This is a genomic window from Saccharopolyspora rectivirgula DSM 43747, assembly GCF_000497205.1.
Taxonomy (GTDB): domain Bacteria; phylum Actinomycetota; class Actinomycetes; order Mycobacteriales; family Pseudonocardiaceae; genus Saccharopolyspora; species Saccharopolyspora rectivirgula.
Map to the genome: position 1 here is coordinate 1 of NZ_AYJW01000072.1, position 18,632 is coordinate 18,632.

Annotated in this window: 20 protein-coding genes and 1 other RNA gene; 15 read left to right on the forward strand and 6 right to left on the reverse strand. The window is 68.0% G+C overall.

Going from position 1 to position 18,632, the window contains the following annotated elements:
• The 8 genes from SREC43747_RS19925 to SREC43747_RS0116445 all read left to right on the forward strand — a co-directional run.
• Window positions 1-437 (forward strand): peptide chain release factor-like protein (locus SREC43747_RS19925; RefSeq protein WP_037332338.1); only part of this gene is annotated, 437 nt, incomplete at its 5' end.
• 125 nt (window positions 438-562) lie between these two features.
• Entirely contained in the window at window positions 563-1,252 is a 690-nt protein-coding gene (gene ftsE, locus SREC43747_RS0116420; RefSeq protein ID WP_029722412.1) for a cell division ATP-binding protein FtsE, read from the forward strand.
• 80 nt (window positions 1,253-1,332) lie between these two features.
• On the forward strand, window positions 1,333-2,235 hold the full coding sequence (ftsX, locus tag SREC43747_RS0116425) for a permease-like cell division protein FtsX (protein WP_029722413.1): 903 nt from the start codon (window positions 1,333-1,335) through the stop codon (window positions 2,233-2,235).
• A 10-nt stretch (window positions 2,236-2,245) separates the two neighbouring features.
• Complete coding sequence (smpB, locus tag SREC43747_RS0116430) at window positions 2,246-2,722, forward strand: SsrA-binding protein SmpB (protein ID WP_029722414.1); 477 nt, start codon at window positions 2,246-2,248, stop codon at window positions 2,720-2,722.
• 2 nt (window positions 2,723-2,724) lie between these two features.
• A complete protein-coding gene (locus SREC43747_RS0116435) occupies window positions 2,725-3,645 on the forward strand; it encodes an amidohydrolase family protein (protein ID WP_029722415.1) in 921 nt (306 codons plus the stop codon).
• Window positions 3,646-3,692: 47 nt separating this feature from the next.
• Window positions 3,693-4,068: a transfer-messenger RNA gene (ssrA, locus tag SREC43747_RS20700) on the forward strand.
• A 356-nt stretch (window positions 4,069-4,424) separates the two neighbouring features.
• Window positions 4,425-4,685 (forward strand): hypothetical protein, encoded by a 261-nt coding sequence (locus SREC43747_RS0116440; protein ID WP_152528446.1) that lies wholly within the window; start codon window positions 4,425-4,427, stop codon window positions 4,683-4,685.
• Window positions 4,686-4,777: 92 nt separating this feature from the next.
• Complete coding sequence (locus tag SREC43747_RS0116445; protein ID WP_152528447.1) at window positions 4,778-5,971, forward strand: APC family permease; 1,194 nt, start codon at window positions 4,778-4,780, stop codon at window positions 5,969-5,971.
• A gap of 442 nt (window positions 5,972-6,413) precedes the next feature.
• Here the strand turns inward: SREC43747_RS0116445 and SREC43747_RS20340 are convergent, their stop codons facing one another.
• On the reverse strand, window positions 6,414-7,499 hold the full coding sequence (locus SREC43747_RS20340; protein ID WP_051388099.1) for a hypothetical protein: 1,086 nt from the start codon (window positions 7,497-7,499) through the stop codon (window positions 6,414-6,416).
• A gap of 335 nt (window positions 7,500-7,834) precedes the next feature.
• Between SREC43747_RS20340 and SREC43747_RS0116455 the strand changes: the two genes are divergently transcribed.
• A complete protein-coding gene (locus SREC43747_RS0116455; protein WP_051388101.1) occupies window positions 7,835-8,311 on the forward strand; it encodes a MarR family winged helix-turn-helix transcriptional regulator in 477 nt (158 codons plus the stop codon).
• A gap of 39 nt (window positions 8,312-8,350) precedes the next feature.
• On the opposite strand, the gene SREC43747_RS0116460 is transcribed toward SREC43747_RS0116455, so the two are convergent.
• The 4 genes from SREC43747_RS0116460 to SREC43747_RS0116475 all read right to left on the reverse strand — a co-directional run bounded on the left by SREC43747_RS0116460 (window position 8,351) and on the right by SREC43747_RS0116475 (window position 11,353).
• Window positions 8,351-8,983, reverse strand: a complete 633-nt coding sequence (locus tag SREC43747_RS0116460) for a hypothetical protein (protein WP_029722421.1) — start codon at window positions 8,981-8,983, stop codon at window positions 8,351-8,353.
• Entirely contained in the window at window positions 8,980-9,609 is a 630-nt protein-coding gene (locus SREC43747_RS0116465; RefSeq protein WP_029722422.1) for a hypothetical protein, read from the reverse strand. Before SREC43747_RS0116465 ends, SREC43747_RS0116460 begins: the two co-directional genes overlap by 4 nt.
• 4 nt (window positions 9,610-9,613) lie before the next feature.
• Entirely contained in the window at window positions 9,614-10,888 is a 1,275-nt protein-coding gene (locus tag SREC43747_RS0116470; RefSeq protein WP_051388100.1) for a putative T7SS-secreted protein, read from the reverse strand.
• Between the two features lie 87 nt (window positions 10,889-10,975).
• A complete protein-coding gene (locus SREC43747_RS0116475; RefSeq protein WP_029722424.1) occupies window positions 10,976-11,353 on the reverse strand; it encodes a DUF6317 family protein in 378 nt (125 codons plus the stop codon).
• Window positions 11,354-11,484: 131 nt separating this feature from the next.
• On the opposite strand from SREC43747_RS0116475, the gene SREC43747_RS0116480 reads away from it, so the two are divergent.
• Window positions 11,485-11,814, forward strand: coding sequence for a YnfA family protein (locus SREC43747_RS0116480; protein WP_029722425.1), 330 nt, complete (start codon window positions 11,485-11,487; stop codon window positions 11,812-11,814).
• A gap of 108 nt (window positions 11,815-11,922) precedes the next feature.
• On the opposite strand, the gene SREC43747_RS19930 is transcribed toward SREC43747_RS0116480, so the two are convergent.
• Entirely contained in the window at window positions 11,923-13,881 is a 1,959-nt protein-coding gene (locus SREC43747_RS19930; RefSeq protein ID WP_037332342.1) for a UvrD-helicase domain-containing protein, read from the reverse strand.
• A gap of 180 nt (window positions 13,882-14,061) precedes the next feature.
• On the opposite strand from SREC43747_RS19930, the gene SREC43747_RS0116490 reads away from it, so the two are divergent.
• The 5 genes from SREC43747_RS0116490 (at window position 14,062) to SREC43747_RS0116510 (ending at window position 18,601) form a co-directional block, all read left to right on the forward strand.
• Entirely contained in the window at window positions 14,062-14,883 is an 822-nt protein-coding gene (locus SREC43747_RS0116490; protein WP_029722427.1) for a GNAT family N-acetyltransferase, read from the forward strand.
• Between the two features lie 124 nt (window positions 14,884-15,007).
• Entirely contained in the window at window positions 15,008-16,309 is a 1,302-nt protein-coding gene (locus SREC43747_RS0116495) for an MFS transporter (protein ID WP_236623237.1), read from the forward strand.
• A gap of 99 nt (window positions 16,310-16,408) precedes the next feature.
• A complete protein-coding gene (locus tag SREC43747_RS0116500; RefSeq protein ID WP_029722429.1) occupies window positions 16,409-16,648 on the forward strand; it encodes a DUF6158 family protein in 240 nt (79 codons plus the stop codon).
• Window positions 16,641-17,978, forward strand: coding sequence for an NAD(P)/FAD-dependent oxidoreductase (locus SREC43747_RS0116505; RefSeq protein ID WP_029722430.1), 1,338 nt, complete (start codon window positions 16,641-16,643; stop codon window positions 17,976-17,978). The genes SREC43747_RS0116500 and SREC43747_RS0116505 overlap by 8 nt, the downstream gene beginning before the upstream one ends.
• Before the next feature lie 2 nt (window positions 17,979-17,980).
• Window positions 17,981-18,601 carry a UdgX family uracil-DNA binding protein gene (locus SREC43747_RS0116510; RefSeq protein WP_029722431.1) on the forward strand — a complete coding sequence of 207 codons (621 nt, stop codon included), beginning with the start codon at window positions 17,981-17,983 and terminating at the stop codon, window positions 18,599-18,601.
• The last annotated feature ends 31 nt before the right edge of the window (window positions 18,602-18,632 follow it).

An 18,632-nucleotide genomic window follows, 5' to 3' on the forward strand; every position in this document is an offset into this window, starting at 1 on the left:
TCGAGATCCCGGAGAAGGACATCCGGGTGGACGTCTTCCGGTCCTCCGGCCCGGGTGGGCAGAGCGTGAACACCACCGACTCCGCGGTGCGGATCACCCACTTGCCGACCGGCATCGTGGTCTCCTGCCAGAACGAGAAGTCGCAGCTGCAGAACAAGGCCGCCGCGATGCGCGTGCTGCAGTCCAAGCTGCTGGCCCGCAAGCGCGAGGAGGAGCGCGCCGAGCTGGACGCGCTCAAGGACAGCGGCTCCAGCTGGGGCAACCAGATGCGCTCCTACGTGCTGCACCCGTACCAGATGGTCAAGGACCTGCGCACGGACTACGAGGTGGGCAACCCGGAGGCCGTGCTGGACGGGGAGATCGACGGTTTCCTGGAGGCCGGGATCCGGTGGCGCCGGCAGCAACAGCAGCAGGAGGAAGGCCGCGCCGCTTCCTGAGCCGCAGGGCACGGAGTTGACCCGAACCGGGTAGCGATTGCGCCGTAGCGTCAACAAATTTCCGGTTTTCGGTTAGAACGGGTGAGAGTTCATCACTCAAAAGTGCCCGGGTAGACTCACGGCCTGTGATCCGGCTCGAGCACGTGACCAAGACGTACAAGACGTCGCCGCGGCCTGCGCTTGACGACGTCTCGGTATCGATCGACAGGGGCGAGTTCGTCTTCCTCATTGGTCCGTCGGGTTCCGGGAAGTCGACCTTCCTGCGGCTGCTGCTGCGGGAGGAGGTTCCCACCCGCGGCCGGGTGTTCGTCGCCGACTGGAACGTCGCCAAGCTGCCGCGCCGCCGGGTCCCCCGGCTGCGCCAGCGCATCGGCTGCGTGTTCCAGGACTTCCGGCTGCTGAACAACAAAACGGTCGCCGAGAACGTCGCCTTCGCCCTGGAAGTGATCGGCAAGCCCAGGCACACCATCGCCCGGGTGGTGCCGGAGGTGCTGCAGCTGGTCGGCCTGGAGGGCAAGGCGGACCGGATGCCCAACGAGCTCTCGGGCGGTGAGCAGCAGCGGGTGGCGATCGCTCGGGCGTTCGTCAACCGGCCGCTGGTGCTGCTGTGCGATGAGCCGACCGGGAACCTCGACCCGGACACCAGCCAGGACATCATGCTGCTGCTGGAGCGGATCAACCGCACCGGCACCACCGTTCTCATGGCCACGCACGACCACTCGATCGTGGACTCGATGCGGCGGCGCGTGGTGCAGCTGAGCCATGGCCAGGTGGTCCGCGACGACGCCCGCGGCATTTACGGAATGGGGCGTTGATCCGCGAGCAAGTCCTGCGGGCCGCTCGGAAGCCCGCACCCGAGCCAACCGAAACCCCGATCCCCGAAAGCTGACAGAGGATGCGCGCGAGCTTCGTAATCAGCGAGGTCATCAACGGCCTGCGCCGCAACGTCACGATGACCATCGCGATGATCCTGACGACGGCCATCTCGGTCGGACTGATGGGTGGGGGTCTGCTGGTGGTCCGCCTGATCGACAAGATGCAGCAGACCTACCAGGATCAGGTCGAGGTCGTCGTCTACCTCACCGATGACGTCAGCGCCAACGACGAGGACTGCACCCAGCAGCCGTGTGCGGGCTTGAAGCAGGAGCTGCGGAGCCTCTCCGGCGTCGAGTCGGTGGAGTTCGAAAGCCGCCAGGAGGCCTTCGAGAACTTCAAGCGGGTGTTCGAGTCGCAGCCGGAGCTGCAGGAGGTGGCCCGCCCCGAGGGGATGCCCGCTTCGCTGCGGATCAAGCTGGACGACCCGGACCGCTTCACGGTGCTCCAGGAGCGGTTCACCGGCAAGCCCGGGGTGGACCACGTGGTCGACCAGGCGGACTACCTCGACCAGATGTTCTCCCTGCTGAACGGTTTCCGGAACGCCACCTTCTCGGTCGCCCTGGTGCAGGCGCTGGCCGCGATCCTGCTGATCTCCAACACCATCCAGCTCTCGGCGTTCACCAGGCGCACGGAGACCGGCATCATGCGGTTGGTCGGCGCCACCCGCTGGTACACGCAGCTGCCGTTCTTGCTGGAGGCGCTGGTCTCCGGTCTCATCGGCGCGTTCCTGGCGATCATCGGTCTGCTGATCTCCAAGGTCGCGTTCATCGACCGGGTGATGCAGCCGGTGTTCAACACCGGGGTCATTCCGGCGATCGAGTGGGGTGACATCGCGCTGGTGTCGCCGATCCTGCTGCTGGTGGCCGGGACCGTCTCGGCGATCACCGGTTACGTGACCTTGCGGCTGTACGTCCGCTTGTAAAGTTGTTCTCATGGTGAAGGAACGCGGCCGCAAGCTGATCACGCAGAACCGCCGGGCGCGGCACGACTGGTCGGTGATCGACACCTACGAGACCGGCATCGTGCTCACCGGGACCGAGGTGAAGAGCCTGCGGCAGGGAAAGGCTTCGCTGGCTGACGCCTTCGCCACGATCGACGACGGCGAGGTGTGGCTGCGCAACGTCCACATCCCCGAGTACACGCAGGGGACGTGGACCAACCACGAGCCGCGCCGCTCGCGCAAGCTGCTGCTGCACCGGCGGGAGATCGACCGGCTGACCGGGAAGCTCAAGGAAACCGGGCTGAGCCTGGTCCCGCTGTCGATGTACTTCTCGGACGGCAAGGCGAAGGTCGAGCTCGCGTTGGCCCGCGGTAAGAAGTCGTACGACAAGCGGCAGGACATCGCGCGGCGGGACGCGCAGCGCCAGATGCAGCGGGCCATCGCCCGTGCGCGCAAGGGCCGGAGGTAGCGCTGGGACCGCAGGACGACGCCAAGGTGCAGGCCTGGGTCGCGGAACTGGGCCTGCCCGGGCTGGTCGACATCCACACCCACTTCCTGCCCGCCAGGGTGATGCGGAAGGTGTGGGCCTACTTCGACCGGTCCGAGGAGCACTACGGCATGCCGTGGCCGGTGCGCTACCGGCACGCCGAGCGCACCCGGGTGCAGATCCTGCGGGACCTCGGGGTGGTCGCGTTCGCCCCGCTGGTGTACCCGCACAAGCCCGGGATGGCGGAGTGGTTGAACGGTTGGATCGCCGAGTTCGCCGCCGGCGTTCCGGAGGCGGTGCCGACCGCGACGATCTTCCCGGAGCCCGGGGTCGCCAGGTACTTGGAAGAGGCGTTGAGCAACGGCGCCCGCTGCGTGAAGGTGCACGTCCAGGTCGGTGCTTTCGACCCGCGGGACGAGCAGTTGCGGGAGGCCTGGGGCCTGCTGGCCGAGGCCGGGGTGCCCGCCGTGGTGCACTGCGGCCACGGGCCGTTGCGCGGGACGCACACCGGTCTGGACCTCTTCGAGGAGGTGCTGCGGCAGCACCCGAGGTTGACGGCGGTGCTGGCGCACGCCGGAATGCCCGATTACGCCGCCGCGTTGGACCTGGTGGAGCGCTATCCCCGGGTGCACGTGGACACCACGATGGTGGGGGTGGCGTTCACCGAGGAGCACATCGGTCCGCTGCCGGAGGACTGGACGTCCCGGCTGGTGGCCAACGCGGACCGGGTCGTGCTGGGGACGGACTTCCCGAACATCCCGCAGCCCTACGCCGAGCAGCTGGCGGCGATCGCCGGTTGGGCCGCTGCCGACGACCGGTTGGGGCTGGACTTCCTGCGTTCGGTGCTCCACGAGACGCCGGCTCGGTTGCTCGGGCTCGGCGGGGACTGGGAACAACCAGCTTGATTCACAAGTTATCCTGAATGCAGGTTCGACCGAACCGATGCGAGCAAGGGGGTGAACGGTTTCGACTCCGTGAGTTGACCCAAGGGAAGCGTGCCGGTGCAGGCGGCAGACCACCGTTAAGCGTCGCCGTGAACAAATAAGCGCCGACAAGAAGAGTCAGCGCGAGTTCGCTCTCGCTGCCTGATCAGCGAGTAGCGACTCTGTCGGACCGGGAGTGCCTCCGACCCGGAATCCGGCATCAGCGAGGAGGCTCACCGGTGAGTCCGGTCGCGGGACTCATCGGGACATCGAACAGCGACTGGGCCCGTCACACCGGCTTGTCCGCGTGACCGGTGGGGCCGAGTAGAGGCAAAGCGGACTGCGCACGGAGAAGCCTTGGTGAGACCACGGAGGACCCGGGTTCGATTCCCGGCACCTCCACCAGGTTCTTCACCGGCCCTGGCTGGCGTTCGTTCGCTGGTCAGGGCCTTGTTCGTGTTCGCCGCCGGCGCGGCGCCGGCCGCGGGATCGGACCAGGACCAGCCAAGGGCAGGGCGAGCACAGGTCCAGCGTTCGTGGACGGCCGCGGCCGGTCGGGGCCCCTGTGCCGGGCACTGGTGGTTCCGGGTCGGTGCCGCTGCGACCGCTCAGCTCCCAGGCGCGCTTGGGGTTCCGCCCCGCAGGGCGTTGCGCGGTGGGCCAGGACCAACCACCGGGGTGTGCGGCGGAGACGTGATCGCTCCTGTTGTACCGGGAACCGACGCCGTGGAACGATGTGGGGGCCATCGGCGAGGAGCGCCGTGGAACGTCCAGGGACCGCGCCAGGTGGACCCGCGTTCGGCGTGCTGCGACCTGGTGGCTCGGCGCGGGCCGTTTCGATCCGGCCGCCGGTCGGGCGGTGTTCCTGCACGCGGGGTTCGGAGTTCCTCTTCCCGACGACCGCGGCGAGCGGGTTCGCCCTGATCGGATTCCCGCACCCGGAGTTCTTCGGGACGGTGGACGCGGTGGCCGAGATGGCCGGCGGAGTTCTCCATCCCGACGAGGGCGAGGCTGCTGAGTGAGCGACCCCGACCACCGCGACTTCCCCACTGGCACGGGCGGCTTGGCGCGTCGTCTCGGCACGGCCGATGCCGTGGTCATCGGGCTTTCTTCGATGATCGGCGCTGGTGTTTTCGCCGCGTTCGCGCCTGCGGCCGAGGCGGCCGGTACCGGCCTGCTGATCGGTCTGGCCGTGGCCGGTGCCGTGGCCTACTGCAACGCCACCAGCTCCGCCGCGTTGGCCGCGACCCACCCCGAGTCCGGTGGTGCCTACGTCTACGGTCGGAAACGCCTGGGGGAGTGGTGGGGCTTCACCGCCGGGTGGGGTTTCGTCATCGGGAAAACGGCTTCGTGCGCGGCCATGGCGTTGACCTTCGCCAGCTACCTGACCGCTGACCACGCCAAACCGCTCGCGGCTGCGGCCGTGATCGCGTTCACCGCGGTCAACTGCTTCGGCGTGACCAAGACCGCGGGGGTGGCCCGCGTCCTGCTCGCCCTCACCCTGCTGGCCTTGGCCGTGGTGCTGGTCGGCGTCCTCGGCGGTGGGCAGCTCAGCGGAGACCACCTGGGCTCGGTCGAGCAGTGGACCAGCGGCGGCGTGCCCGGTGTCTTGCAGGCTGCCGGACTGCTGTTCTTCGCCTTCGCGGGCTATGCGCGCATCGCCACGATGGGCGAGGAGGTGCGCGATCCGAAGCGGACCATTCCCCGCGCCATCCCGATCGCGCTGGCCGTCGCGCTCGTCCTGTACGCCGTGGTGGGGACCAGCGCACTGCTCGCCCTCGGTCCGGCTCGGCTCGCCGTCTCCGCGGCACCCCTGGTCGAGGCGACGGAGGTCGGGAACCTCGCCGGTCTCGCGGCGGCGGCCAGCACAGGCGCGGCGGTGGCCAGTCTCGGCGCACTGCTGGCGCTGATCACCGGTGTCGGGCGCACCGCGTTGGCCATGGCCCGCAACCACGACCTGCCGGGTTGGCTGTCCGCCGTGCACCCTCGCCACCGGGTTCCCCACCGTGCCGAACTCGTTGTCGGCGTCGTGGTGTGCGTGCTGGTGCTGACCCTCGATGTGCGCGGGGCGATCGGGTTCTCCTCGTTCGGGGTGCTCGTCTACTACGCCATCACCAACGCCTCGGCCTTCTCCCTTCCCGCGGACCAGCGGCATGCGCCCCGGTGGCTGACCGTCCTCGGCCTCGTCGGCTGCCTCACCCTCGTTGCTGCTCTGCCCTGGACCTCGGTCCTGGGTGGACTCGTCGTCTTCGCCATCGGACTCGCTGGCCGCGCCATCGCCCGCCTGGGACGCCGTCGCCGGCAGTGAGCCCGCTGTCCTGACCGGATGCGCCTGGAACGGGACGAGTCTCCCCGAGTCGGTCCGGTCTCCAACCAGCTTGCTGCCAGCGCCGCAGAACACGGCGACCGTTCTGCGGCCCTGGTGGACGTGTAGAAGACGAGGGCAGTTCCTGGTGCCGCACCGTCCTCGAAGCGACCGCGTTCGTCCCTACCTCGGGGCCGATGTGGAGTTCTTCGGCGAGCGCACGACCGGGGCGACTTCCCCCTCCGTTCACCCCGGTGCGGCATGTCCTCCGGGCGGGAACGACCAGGACCTGGTGTGCTGGCGCACGAGGAGTTGACTGTCGCGGCAGGTGGCGGCCCTGGCGAGGTTCGCGATGGTCCCGTGCTCATGCGCGTCCAGCTGCTCGGGCCAGCGCGAGCGTGCGAGGTTGCCGTTCGGTTTCCAGGAGATCCTGAGGCTGCCGAGGTCAATGGGCAACCAAGTACCAGATCGTGCTCATGAGCAGAGTTGCGATCGCAGCTCCTGCGATCATGCCGTTTCGGATGTAGGTCCACCGATCAGGAGGGCGGGTTCCCAGGGGCGCTGCGGAAATTGCTCGCAAGCCCTGAATGCTCTCGGTTATGTCGTCCGAAATGGACTCCATTTTGCTCGTTGCGGTGTTGATGGTGGAAAAATAACTGGAGGTTTCAAGCCTTTCCGCTCTCTGAATTGTTTGCTTCATTTCGGCGACTGCGTTCTTGAGGTCGTGAGTCGTTTCCTGCAGCATTGGCGCGTAGTCCGGCAAGTGGTTGAGCGTGCGCGATGATTCCTGCAGCATTGGCGCGTAGTCGGGCAAGTTGAGCAGTCCTTGAGCCGATTCGTGCAGCATTGAAGCGTAGTCCGGTAGGTGTTCGAGTCCTCGCGAAGACGCGTGCAACATCGGGGTGTAGTCCGGCAGGTGGTCAAAGCGTCGCGAGGACTCCAGCAGCACAGGAGCGTAGTCGGGAAGGTTGTTGAAGGCCTGCGTCGACTCCGCGAGCACCGCCACGGTGTCGGGGTCGATGGCGGGACTGCTGAACGTTTCGTTCACCAACGTGCGGAGCAGTTCGGCGCTTTCTCGGCTGATCGCTTCAACTTTCTCGATCGCAGCAAGCAGTTCGCTTTTCGTCTCAGCTATGAGCTCTTCCAGGGTGCTGTTCAGGAACTCGGTCAGGTCTTCTTCGGTGAGAGCAGCCAGGTCCTTCGAAAGCTGTCCTTCGTGCTGCTCCTTCCACTCCTGGAGGAGTTCAGCCGGATAGTTGTCCCCGGTCGGCTTCGTGTCGATCAGCCTGTGGTGGAAAGTGCACAGGACCAGGAGGTTGGAGAAGCTTCTTCGCTCCTCGTCGGTCATGTTCTCGTCGTATCTTGGTCCTCCCTTCTTCGCTGCGCGAATGTGGGCGATCTGAGCTGTCACGATCGGTGTTTCCCCTGCCATCTCCACCACGCGATTGGCGCAATCGGGGAAGTAGCACCGGCCGAAACTCAAAGCGAACAGGGCCTTCTTGGTCGTATCGCTGTAATCCCGACTTCCCACGTCCGGAATCCTTCCGTGCGCTGGTCGTGCCAAGGTTCGTCGCGATGCTGATCGCTTGCTGTCGCGAGAAGGATACGTTCAGATACCGAAATTTTTCGTATAAACGGCATACCGGTCGATGGCGGTGGTTCGGTGCTGGGGGAAATGCCAATGGTGGGGAAGTCGCGGCAGCGGTGCCGGTGGTCTCTGGAGGGTATTTCCGCCGTGCCGGGGGTTCGGTGGAACAGCGCGACTTCGGAGGCACCCGAGCGGACCGACCCAGCTCTCGGTGAGGACGTCCAGCACCGCTGGTCAACCGGAGATACCTATGCCGTCATACGGGTATGGTGCTGGGCATGAACGCGGACCCTGGAGTGTCGGCACAGCAGGAGCTGGCGACCGTGCTGCGGGACCTGGCCTGGACGATCCAGCGGCTCGTGCCCGAGGCGGCGGGCATCAAACCGCTGCCCGCCAGCGAAATCGCGGTGCTCAAGCAGGTCCTGCGGGCCCCCGGCAGCACGGTCACCGAGGTGGCCCGGTTGCTCGGCATGCAGCAGAGCAACGTCAGCGCGGCCGTGCGGGTGCTGGTCGAACGCGGCCTGGTGGAGCGGGAACGGGACCCCGAGGACCGGCGGGTGACCAAGCTGGTGCCCACCGAGAAATTGCTGGGGGAGAAGGAAGCCATCGACAGCGCGTGGTCCGGGACGATCCGCACCGCCCTCGCCCAGCTCAGCGAAGAGCAGCTCACCGCCATCGAGAACGCCTCCGGCGCGCTCCGGGAGCTCGACGAGATCCTGCAGGCCGAGCGGCGGGCGGCGCAGGCGCCCCAGTGACCGAACCCGCCACCCGGGCCGGCGGCGGGTTCGGCCCGGTCAGTGGACGAGCTCTTCCTGCTCCCACTCGACGGTCTGGAAGATCCCCTGGGCCAGGTCGACGATGTCGTCCCAGTCCTCGGTGTTGTTGCTGGTGACGGCGACCCCTAGAACTCCAGTCCCGGTGGGGTTCGGCAGCCACGCGGTGATCGAATGACTGGTGATCTCCACGGAGGAATCCTTCACCTGCAACAGATTCGTGGTCGCCGTGCGGGCCACCACGGCTTCACCGGCCGGCAGGCGCAACCGCTCCGCCGTGGTGTCGGGTCTGCTGCCGAAGTACTGTTCCAGGCCTTCGACGGCGATGTGCGGTGCGCTGTGCTGGGAGGCCATGAAGAAGCAGTTCACCAACACCATGACCGGCCGCTCCGGCTGCCGCTTGGACCGGTAGACCGCGGCAGCGGTGTAGTGCGCACCGCCCGCGGCGGAGGAGGCGCCGACCGTCATGAGCATGGCCGCTGTCGCGGCGAGCCCCTGGTCGATCTCGGTGTCGGCGGGCAGGCCGAACCTGGTGGCAACCGCTCCCGCGAGGGTGCGCAGTTTGGCCTCGGTGGGCTCGCCGCCGGGGAGTTCCACGAATCCTTCCGGCAGCAGGATCGAGTAGTTCGGTTGAGCGGAAGCTGGTTCGGTCATCGTGCGCCGCCTCGGATTGCTCTGAGGAATTCGGTGACAGCGGCCCGTTCTTCGCTGGTGGGGTAGAAGGCCGCTCCGGCCCGGTCCGGCCAGGTGATCTCGATGCTGTTGCGCACGGCGTGGCGGAGTTGGACGCGGGCCGACGGGTCGGTTCGCCACACCAGGCGTGGTTCGTTGTCCTCCTTGTCGAAGGACAGCACGGCCAAGTGGTCTTGGCTGAACACCAGCCACAGTGGTCGTGGAGCTTTCTTGACGTTGTCGATGAGCGCGGTCGCGGAGGAGTTCTTCGTGGTGCCGCGGACCTGGATCAGTCCCGGGCGGAGTTTCCGATCGGTCTTCCCGTCTTCTGATTTCAGGTCGCCCGCCAGCCAGAGCTCGTTCAAGATGCTGTAGATCAATACGAAGACGAGCATGAACGGCAGGGCGAAGACCCAGCAGAGCTTGTACCAGAGCGGCAGCGTCCCCAATTCCTGCCGGCCGGAGAAGTTCTTCAGATCGAACTTCCGCCACCGGAAGGGGATCGCTTCGCAGGGCTGCGCCCAAGCCGCACGCCCCCACTGGCGGGCGATGGCCCGGAGCTGCTCCAGTTCCGCTGCAGGTGCTGCGGGGTGATTCGCGCTGGTCATAGGATCACCCGATTTTCTGCTTGTAGTAGGACTCGGCCTGATCGCCCGCGTACTGCCCGGCTTGCTGCACGCCCACCTTCTTGACGGATTCGACAGCAGCCCCGGAGATGATCCCGCTCGTGGAGAACGGGTCGATGTTCACCCGCGGTATTTTGTTCAGCAGGTCGACCGATTTCGCGTGGGTGTACGCAGCAGCGTTCTCGATCGCTTCTTTGGGATTGGCCTTGAGTTCGGCCATGGTGGTCGGGGTTATGTTCACCTTGCCGGTGACCCCCGTTGTGTTCTGCAGAACTTTGGATTCGACGGTTATCGCCTTGGGGGCCAGTGGTTTGCCCGCCCTCGCTGCCTGCTTCACAGCGTTCTTCGCGCCGGCCGCGAAGCGGCCACCGGGGATGATTCCAATCGCGTCCGTTGCCATGGACCCCCAGGAGACGTCCGCGCCACCGGCCTTGGCCAGTGCCTTCGTGCCCAACGCTGCGGCGCTGACGGTCGCCGCCGCACCGGCTGTCACCGCGTTCACCCCGGGAATCCAGGACGTCGCGATCGCCACCACACCGAGCACATTGCCCACTTTGCTGAGCACGTCGCCGACTTGCTTGATCACGTCGGCGTGGTCCTTGACCCACTGCCAAGCCTTGTCCGCGACATCGCTGATGGCTTGACCGAGTTCTTCGAACGCGTCACCGATGCGTTCCAGCAGTCCGGGTTTCTCCGGCGCTTCATCGGCAGCTCGGCGAAGCGCTTTCTCCACCTGTTGAGCCAGGTCGGCGTGCTGGTTCAGCAAGCGTCCGGCCTGCTCGCGGATGGCTTCCAACTCGGCGTTCGCCTTGCTGAGCGCGGCCTGCGCGGCATCCAGCCTGGCCTGCGCTTGCTGCAGGGAAGCCTGGTCCGGGAAGTGCTGTCCAGCGAGGTTGAAGTCCGGATTGGACTCGGCGTGACGGACCCGCTGTTGGGCGGCAGCTGCTTGGGCTTCGCAGTCGCGGGCTTTCTGCTGCAGAGCACTCAGGTCTTGGGCCCACTGGAACAGCGTTTTCGCGGCTCCGCCGAGGGAGCGGTGCGCTTGGTCCAGGTACTTCGGGAGTTCGTCGACCGTTCCCTTGAACGCTTCAGCGGCCTTCCCCGCCCACAGCCCGTCCTGACGGCTGATCCCGGTGAGGGCTTGATGGGCGTTGCCCATCTTCTCGGAAACCCGCTTGAGGTCCGAGGCCACCGAGTCGATGGTGGCCACGGTCCCGGGGGCTGGGTTGAACCCCAATGCCGGGTAGTCTTCGGCGGACATCGCTGGACCTCCGTCCGTTCAGCGGATTCGATACCGATTGCGGAACAACGCTCGGGTGTTCACCAACGCTCCCCGGGTGGCGGAAGGTCACAGCCCGCCGAGTCGCTGCTCGATGGCCGACGGCCCTTCCCCGGAAGAGGTCCCGCTGCTCCCCGGGGGTTGCTGCTCACCGCCGACCGTGGAAGCGATCAAGTTGGAGACCTCGTTCTCCAACTGGGCATAAGCGGCTCGAGCGGCGTCGAGGGCCTTGCTGGTCACCTCGGCGCCCTCGCCGAGCTTTTCGATCCCGTGCGACCAGCGTTCCTGGAAGTCCTCGGCCGCGCTGTCGATTCCCGGAGTGCCCAGATCGCGCCCCTTCGCGTTGGCCAGAGCGTTGTTGGCCGCAGCGATCTCGTCAGCCGCCCGGTCCAGGTCGTTCACCAGACGGGTGAGCTTTTCCATGCTGACTCGGTAACCGTCGATCACAAGGGCCTCCCGGTGGCAGTGGTTGCCGAGGCAAAGTAGCAACTCGCTCTTCTCCGGCGAAGTGGAATGAGTCGCGTTGCACCGTGAGGGGTAATGGGATGCGCTGCGGTGACCGCTCCTAGCCTGGCCGCATGACGATCCTGCGTTCCGTGGTGCTGTTCCTGCTGGCGGCCGTGGCCGAGATCGGCGGCGCGTGGCTGGTCTGGCAGGGGGTGCGGGAACACCGGGGACTGCTGTGGGCCGGGGCCGGTGTGCTCGCGCTCGGCATCTACGGGTTCGTGGCCACCCTCCAACCCGACCAGAACTTCGGCCGCGTCCTGGCCGCCTACGGGGGCGTCTTCATCGCCGGCTCCCTGCTGTGGGGAGTGGTCTTCGATGGCTTCCGCCCCGACCGCTGGGACATCATCGGATCGGCGATCTGCCTGGTCGGGGTGGCCCTCATCATGTACGCGCCCCGCTGAGCGGACCGCAGCCGACTCCCACCAGGACTCCACTGTGGAAGAACGTGGTGCGCTGGGGCCCCAGCGCACCACAGCACCCCCGGTCGATATCGGCTCGAAGACCTCCGGTCACAACTCCAGCGACGAGTACTCGGGCAACCCGATCCACAGCGAATCCCGTGCCCGGGTCATGGCCACCACCAGGCGACGCCGGTAGGCCTCGAGCTCGTCCCCGTAACCGTTGTCCACCGGCGGCTCCAACGGCAGGAAAACCGCGCGGAACTCGGTCCCCTTGGCCCGGTGCACGGTGCCCACGTGGATGCGCCGCGAAGCACTGCCGTCCCACGACTTCAACGGGCACGCGTCGAACCCCTCGCGCAGCAGCGCCCGCAACCAGTACTCGGCCTCCTGGTTCGTGGCGGTCAACACCGCGGTGTCGGACACATCACCCGACTTCCGCAGCGCGTCCACCACGGCGCTCACCTGGTCGGTGCCGCGCCACACGGTGACCGTCCCACCCGGCAGCAGGGTCTCCGCGGACCGCAAGTTGACCGAAGGCCCGCCGTCGAAGTCCTCGAAGCGGTTGATCGCCGGCACCTTCGCCGCCTGCTCGGCCACCGCCCGCCGGTTGCGGTAGTTGCGGGTGAGCACCTCACCCCGGCCCTGCAGGTTGATCCCCGCCTCCGACAGCCGCCAACCCCCGGGGTAGATCTGCTGCTGGCCATCCCCGACCAGCAGCAACTGGTCCGGACCGTGCCCGCTGATCGCCAGCACCAGCCGCAGCCCGGTCAAGGTCAAGTCCTGCAGCTCGTCGACCACCACGGCCGCGTACTGCTCGGGCAGCGGATCCCGCTCCAGTTCGGCGAGCGCCTTGGCCAGCACGTCGTTGTGGTCGTAAACACCCTGCTTGGCCAGCTCCTGCTCGTAGCGGCAGTAGAACCGCCACACGTGCTTGCGGTTGCCGGTGCGCACCGTGATGCCCCGACCGACCCGGTACACCGACTCGTACTCGGCCAGGCTGTCGATCCCCCGCCCCTTGATCACCCAGTCGATCTCGTCCTTCCAGTAGGCGGGGGAAGGGCGCAACCGCCGCAGCGGCCCGGTCAACTCCTCGTCCGCCCACACCTCGCGGTAGATCTGGTCCACCGCGTCCGCGTCCGGGGTGCAGTCGTACCCCCGGGAGCGGAGGAACTCGCTGGCCCACCCGTGCAGGTGCTGGAACTCGACCCGGTGGGCCAAGTGCGGGGCCAGGGTCTGGAACTGGTGCCCGGCTATTCGGGTGAGGCTGCTGACGTGCGAGGTGAACAACAACTTGCCCGGTTTGCGCTGCGCCAGGTAGGCCAGCCGGTGCAGCGCCAACACCGTTTTGCCGGTGCCGGCCGGCCCCGTGTAGCGGGCCGGGCCGGAGTAGTGCCGCCGCAGCACCCCCACCTGGGTGCTGTCCAGGAAGACCCGCCAGTCGCGGCGCCGCATCGCCGCTTCTCGGTCCTGCTCGCGCAACCGGGCGGGGGAGGCCAAGCTGATCTGCCGACCCCCGGACGCCTTCCGGGCGTGCGGGAGCAACCCCGCGTTCCAGCGGAACGGCTGCAGCGCGAGCACCTGCTGGGCCACGGACCGGGCGATCTGGTGCGCCTCGGAACGGGCCAACCACCGCTGCCGGGACTTGAACATGCGGTCCAGGTCCGCTTCGGTGAACGCCGGGAAATCACCGCGGCGGCCGGTGTCACCGCGGTTGTAGGGGTGCACCACCGCGGCCTGCAGCAGCGCCTCGCTCAACACACCGCTGGGCGTCTCCACGCAGCTGAGCTGCCTGGCCGTCCAACTGAAAACCCGGCGCACCACCTCCCAGTCGGGCCGGTTCTCCCGCAGCAGCACGCTCCACACCCCGGCCGGGCCGATCAACACCGCGTCGGGGCAGTCGTCGCGGGTGTCCGGCGCGAACCGGTTGAGCAACGGGTACCACCCGTGCTCGAGCTCGGCGGCGAACCTCTCCAACACCCGACGCTGCCACGGCGGAAAACCGCGGTCCCGCAGCAGCCGCTGCACTTCTGGTAACGGAAGCAGGCCATCGTTGAACGCGCCGGACACGGCACCTCCCGCAAGATCACCACCTGGTTCCCGACGGTAGGGGATGAGCAGCGCGAAGTGCTGAATGATCACCTGGATGCAGCAGGAAATCAGCCATTTCCCGGTGCCGTTGAGAAGCTACTGTGGACAGTTCGCGTGACGGGGGTTCGCCAAGCGGGCAGCTGGCTGGACAATGAGGGCGTGGACCCGTTGCACGATCCTGATGACGAAGCGCTGCTCGATCCGAGGCAAGCGCGTGACCTGGCCGGCCTAGTGGAGACCGCCCGGATGTCCTCGGCGGTCATCCGCTACGGGCTGCGCACCCGGGTGGGAGCGGCAACCGTGGTCCTCAACCAGGACAACCCGCTGCCCACGGCCAACCACGCCTTCGGCCTGTGGGGCACCTCCGCCGAAGTGGCCAACACCCTGCTGGACCTCGAGCAGGTCTTCGCCGAAGCCGGTCGGGACGAAGCACTGCTGTACGCGTCACCGACCACGGTCAGCGAGATCGACGGCATCGCCGACGACACCGGCTGGATGGCCGTCGAAGAACAAGTCGCCCTGGTGCACCGCGCCGGGCGAGGCACCAGCGGCCGGGCCAGGCCCGCCGAAGACCGGGACCTCGCCGAGATCGCCGAGCTGATCGCCGACGACGCGGAACTCCCCGCCGAAGCCGAGCAGCGACTGCTGCGCAACATCGGCCACCGCAGCGACGACCCCCGCTGCGTCTTCCTCGTGCTGGACGACCCTGCCGCCGACCGCATCGCCGGCTTCGCGCAAGGATTCGTCGAACACGGCGTGGGCCTGGTAGAACAGGTGCTGGTGCGCCCGGGGAGGCGCCGCCGCGGCATCGGCAGGGAACTGGTCGGGGAAACCGCGCACGAGCTCTACGCGCGAGGAGCACTGCTGATCGCCGCGCACAGCGAACAGGGCAGCGCGGTGGAAGCGTTCGCCGACACCTGCGGGTTCGAGGCCGTCTACGAGGTGACGGCGTATGCTCGCCGGGTTGACGAACTGATGTGAAGCACCCGGGGTTCGTCCCAGCGAGCAGCAACCCAGCAGCAGCTCCCGGTGGACTGCGGCGCAACCCGCTGCGCGAGCCCGAGGGTCCGAGCGTGATCCAGGTGTTTCACGAACGGGGGGCGTGTTGAGCAGCTCGGTTGACTCGGAGAAGGCCGTGGGGAATTCGGACAGCTCCCGCAGACTGCCGCGGGAGATCTGGGTCCTGGTGATCGGTGCGTTCATCATCGCGGTCGGCATGGGGATCGTCTCCCCCGCGCTACCCGCCTTCGCCAGCAGCTTCAACGTCGGGGTCACCGCGGTGTCCGCGGTCATCAGCGGCTTCGCCCTCATGCGGCTGCTGTTCGCCCCGGCCAGCGGGCGGCTGGTGTCGATGTTCGGGGAACGCCCCATCTACATCTGCGGCATCACCATCGTCGGGCTCAGCACCGCCGCCTGCGCGTTCGCCAGCTCCTACTGGCAGCTGCTGGTGTTCCGCGGCCTGGGCGGCACCGGATCCACCATGTTCACCGTCTCCTCGGTGGCGCTGCTGGTGCGACTGGCCCCACCCCACCTGCGCGGCCGCGCCTCCGGCCTGTGGGCCACCGGCTTCCTGCTGGGCAACATCTCCGGGCCGCTCATCGGCGGCCTCATGGTCGGCTACTCGCTGCGGCTGCCGTTCCTCACCTACGGGGTGGCGCTCTTCGTCGCAGCCTTCGTCGGCTGGCTGCTGCTGCGCAACTCCACCCTCGCCGCCCCGCCGGAGAAGGACCAGGCGGTGCCGATCACGGTCCGCGCGGCCCTGCGCAAACGCGCCTACCAGGCCTCGCTGCTGGCCAACTTCAGCATCGGCTGGGTGGTCTACGGCGTGCGCATCGCCCTCGTACCCCTGTTCGTGGTGGAAGTGCTGCGCTCCACCCAATCGATGTCCGGGGTGGCGTTGTCGGTGTTCGCCGCCGGCAACGCGGCCGTGCTGCTGCTGTCCGGGCGGATCGCCGACCAGCGCGGCCGCAAACCGGTGGTGCTCGCCGGTCTGGTGGTCTCCGCGGCCGGCACGATCGGCCTCGGCTTCAGCACCAGCGTGGCGATGCTGCTGGCGACCTCCCTGGTGGCCGGGATCGGCGCCGGCCTGCTCAACCCGCCGCTGAACGCCGCGGTCGCCGACGTGATCGGCGCCAAGGGCAAGGGCGGGCCCGTGCTGGCCACCTTCCAAATGGCCTCCGACCTGGGCGCCATCCTCGGTCCCGTGATCGCCGGGCTGCTGGCCGACGCGGTCTCCTACGAACTGGCCTTCGCCGTCACCGGCCTCACCGCTGTGGTGGCGCTGCTGAGCTGGCTGCGCGCCCCGGAAACCCACCTCGCCGCCACTCGGGAGGGCCGTCGCGCCACCGGAAGCGGGCAGCTGGGCGAAGGCCCGGAAGTGCCCAACGCGGGACGCGCCAGCGACTGATCACCCCTGCACCGGCCAGGTGTCCGTTCCCGCCTTCCGGGGTACACCGCCATTGACGCGGCCAGAAGCAGGCGGTGGCCCCCACCCCGGGAGGACGACATGGAAGTGAACGCCGGAATCCCGGCCAGCGAGCTGACCGACGAGTTATTGCTGCGGGAACTGCGACACCTGCACCGCACCCGCCACGACACCTTCTTGCACGGATCGAGCGATTCGCTGCGCGAACACACCGCCCGCACCTTCGAACTCGAACAGGAATACCTGCGGCGGTTCCCGGAACGCCACGTCGATCCGCGCCGGACCCGGGCCGGGGCGAGGGGAGAGTTGAAGCATGCCTGAGCCACGCGTGGTCATCCTCGGCGGAGGTCACGTCGGAATGACCTGCGCGCTGCGGCTGCAGTCCCGGCTGCGCCCGGGAGAAGCGCGGATCACCGTGATCGACGCCCAATCGCACATGACCTACCAGCCGTTCCTGCCCGAAGCGGCGGCCGGCTCCCTGGAACCGCGGCACGTGGTCGTCCCGCTGCGGGAAGCGCTGCGCCGGTGCGAAGTGCTCACCGCGGAGGTGACCGGCGTCGACAACTCGCGCAACGAAGTGACCGTGACGCTCGGCGACGGCGAGACCCAGAAGGTCGAGTACGACGTCCTGGTGGTCGCGCTCGGCTCGGTCGCCCGGGCGCTGCCCATCCCGGGGCTGGCCGAACAGGGGATCGGGTTCAAGACCATCGGCGAAGCCATCTACCTGCGCAACCACGTGCTGTCCAGACTGGACATCGCGGCGAACGTGGCGGACGAGAAGACCCGCAAGAAGCTGCTCTCGTTCGTCTTCGTCGGCGGTGGCTACGCGGGCATCGAAGCGATGGCCGAACTGCAGTGCATGGCCCGCTACGCCATCCGCGACTACCCGAGCCTGTCCCCGGAGGACATGCGCTGGGTGCTGGTCGAAGCCATGGACCGGATCATGCCCGAGGTCAGCGCGCCCATGGGGGAGTACACCCGCAAGCGCTTGGAAGAACAAGGCATCGAGGTGAAGCTGAACACCACCGCCGAGTCCTTCCAGGACGGCCACGTCAAGCTCTCCGACGGCGACGAGTTCGACGCCGACACGATCGTCTGGACCGCCGGTGTGAAGCCCCACCCGGTGCTGGAGAACAGCGATCTGCCGCGGGACGGCAAAGGCCGTGTCGAGTGCAACACCAAACTCCAGGTCCGCGGCTTGTCGAACGTGTTCGCCGCCGGTGACTGCGCGGCCGTGCCGGACCTCACCAAGACCGACCCGTCGGCCACCACCAGCCCCTCCGCCCAGCACGCGGTGCGCCAGGCGAAGGTGCTCGCCGACAACATCGTCTCGCTGCTGCGGGGCGAACCCATGAAGGACTACCGGCACCGCTACGCCGGATCGGTGGCCGGGCTCGGCCTGTTCCGCGGGGCCGCCGAGGTGTACGGCATCAAGCTGAAGGGCTTCCCGGCCTGGATGCTGCACCGGGTCTACCACTTGGCGAAGATGCCCACCCTGTCCCACAAAGCCCGCATCGTGGGCGACTGGCTGCTGGAACTGCCGTTCCGGCGGCAAGTGGTGGCCCTCGGCGAACTGCACGACCCGCGGGCGACCTTCGTGCGGGCGGCCAGCACCCGAGGACTGCCCCGGCCGTTCCACCGGGCCGGCTGACCATGTCGGCAGCGGAGCACATCCCGGCCGGTGCGAACCTGTTCGAGCTGCGCTCGGCCGTGCAGTCGTGCCGGGGGTGCGACCTCTACCGCGGTGCGACCCAAGCGGTCTTCGGGGAAGGCCCGGAGACCGCGCGGGCCGTGGTGGTGGGCGAACAACCCGGTGACCAGGAAGACCGGCAGGGGAGGCCGTTCGTCGGCCCCGCCGGCCGGGTGCTGGACCGGGGGCTGGTGGAGGCCGGTATCGACCGCGGCACCGTCTACGTCACCAACAGCACCAAGCACTTCAAGTTCACCCAGCAGCGCGGGAAGCGCCGCCTGCACCAGAAGCCCACCCGGGGCGAGGTGATGGCGTGCCGCCCTTGGCTGGAGGCCGAGCTGCGCCTGGTGCAACCGGAGCTGGTGGTGTGCTTGGGGGCGACGGCCGCCCAGGCGCTGCTGGGGCCGTCGTTCCGGATCACGAAGGAGCGCGGCGCGGTGCTGCGGCTGGAAGACCCGTGGCCGGCGCAGCTGGTGGCCACGATCCACCCGTCGGCGATCCTGCGGGCGGACGATCGGGAGCAGGCCTACCGGGGGTTCTTGGCCGATCTGGAGGTGGCGGCCGGGGTGCTGGGAGTGGCGTAGACCAACTCCGTCGAGCGGGGGAGCGGCGGGG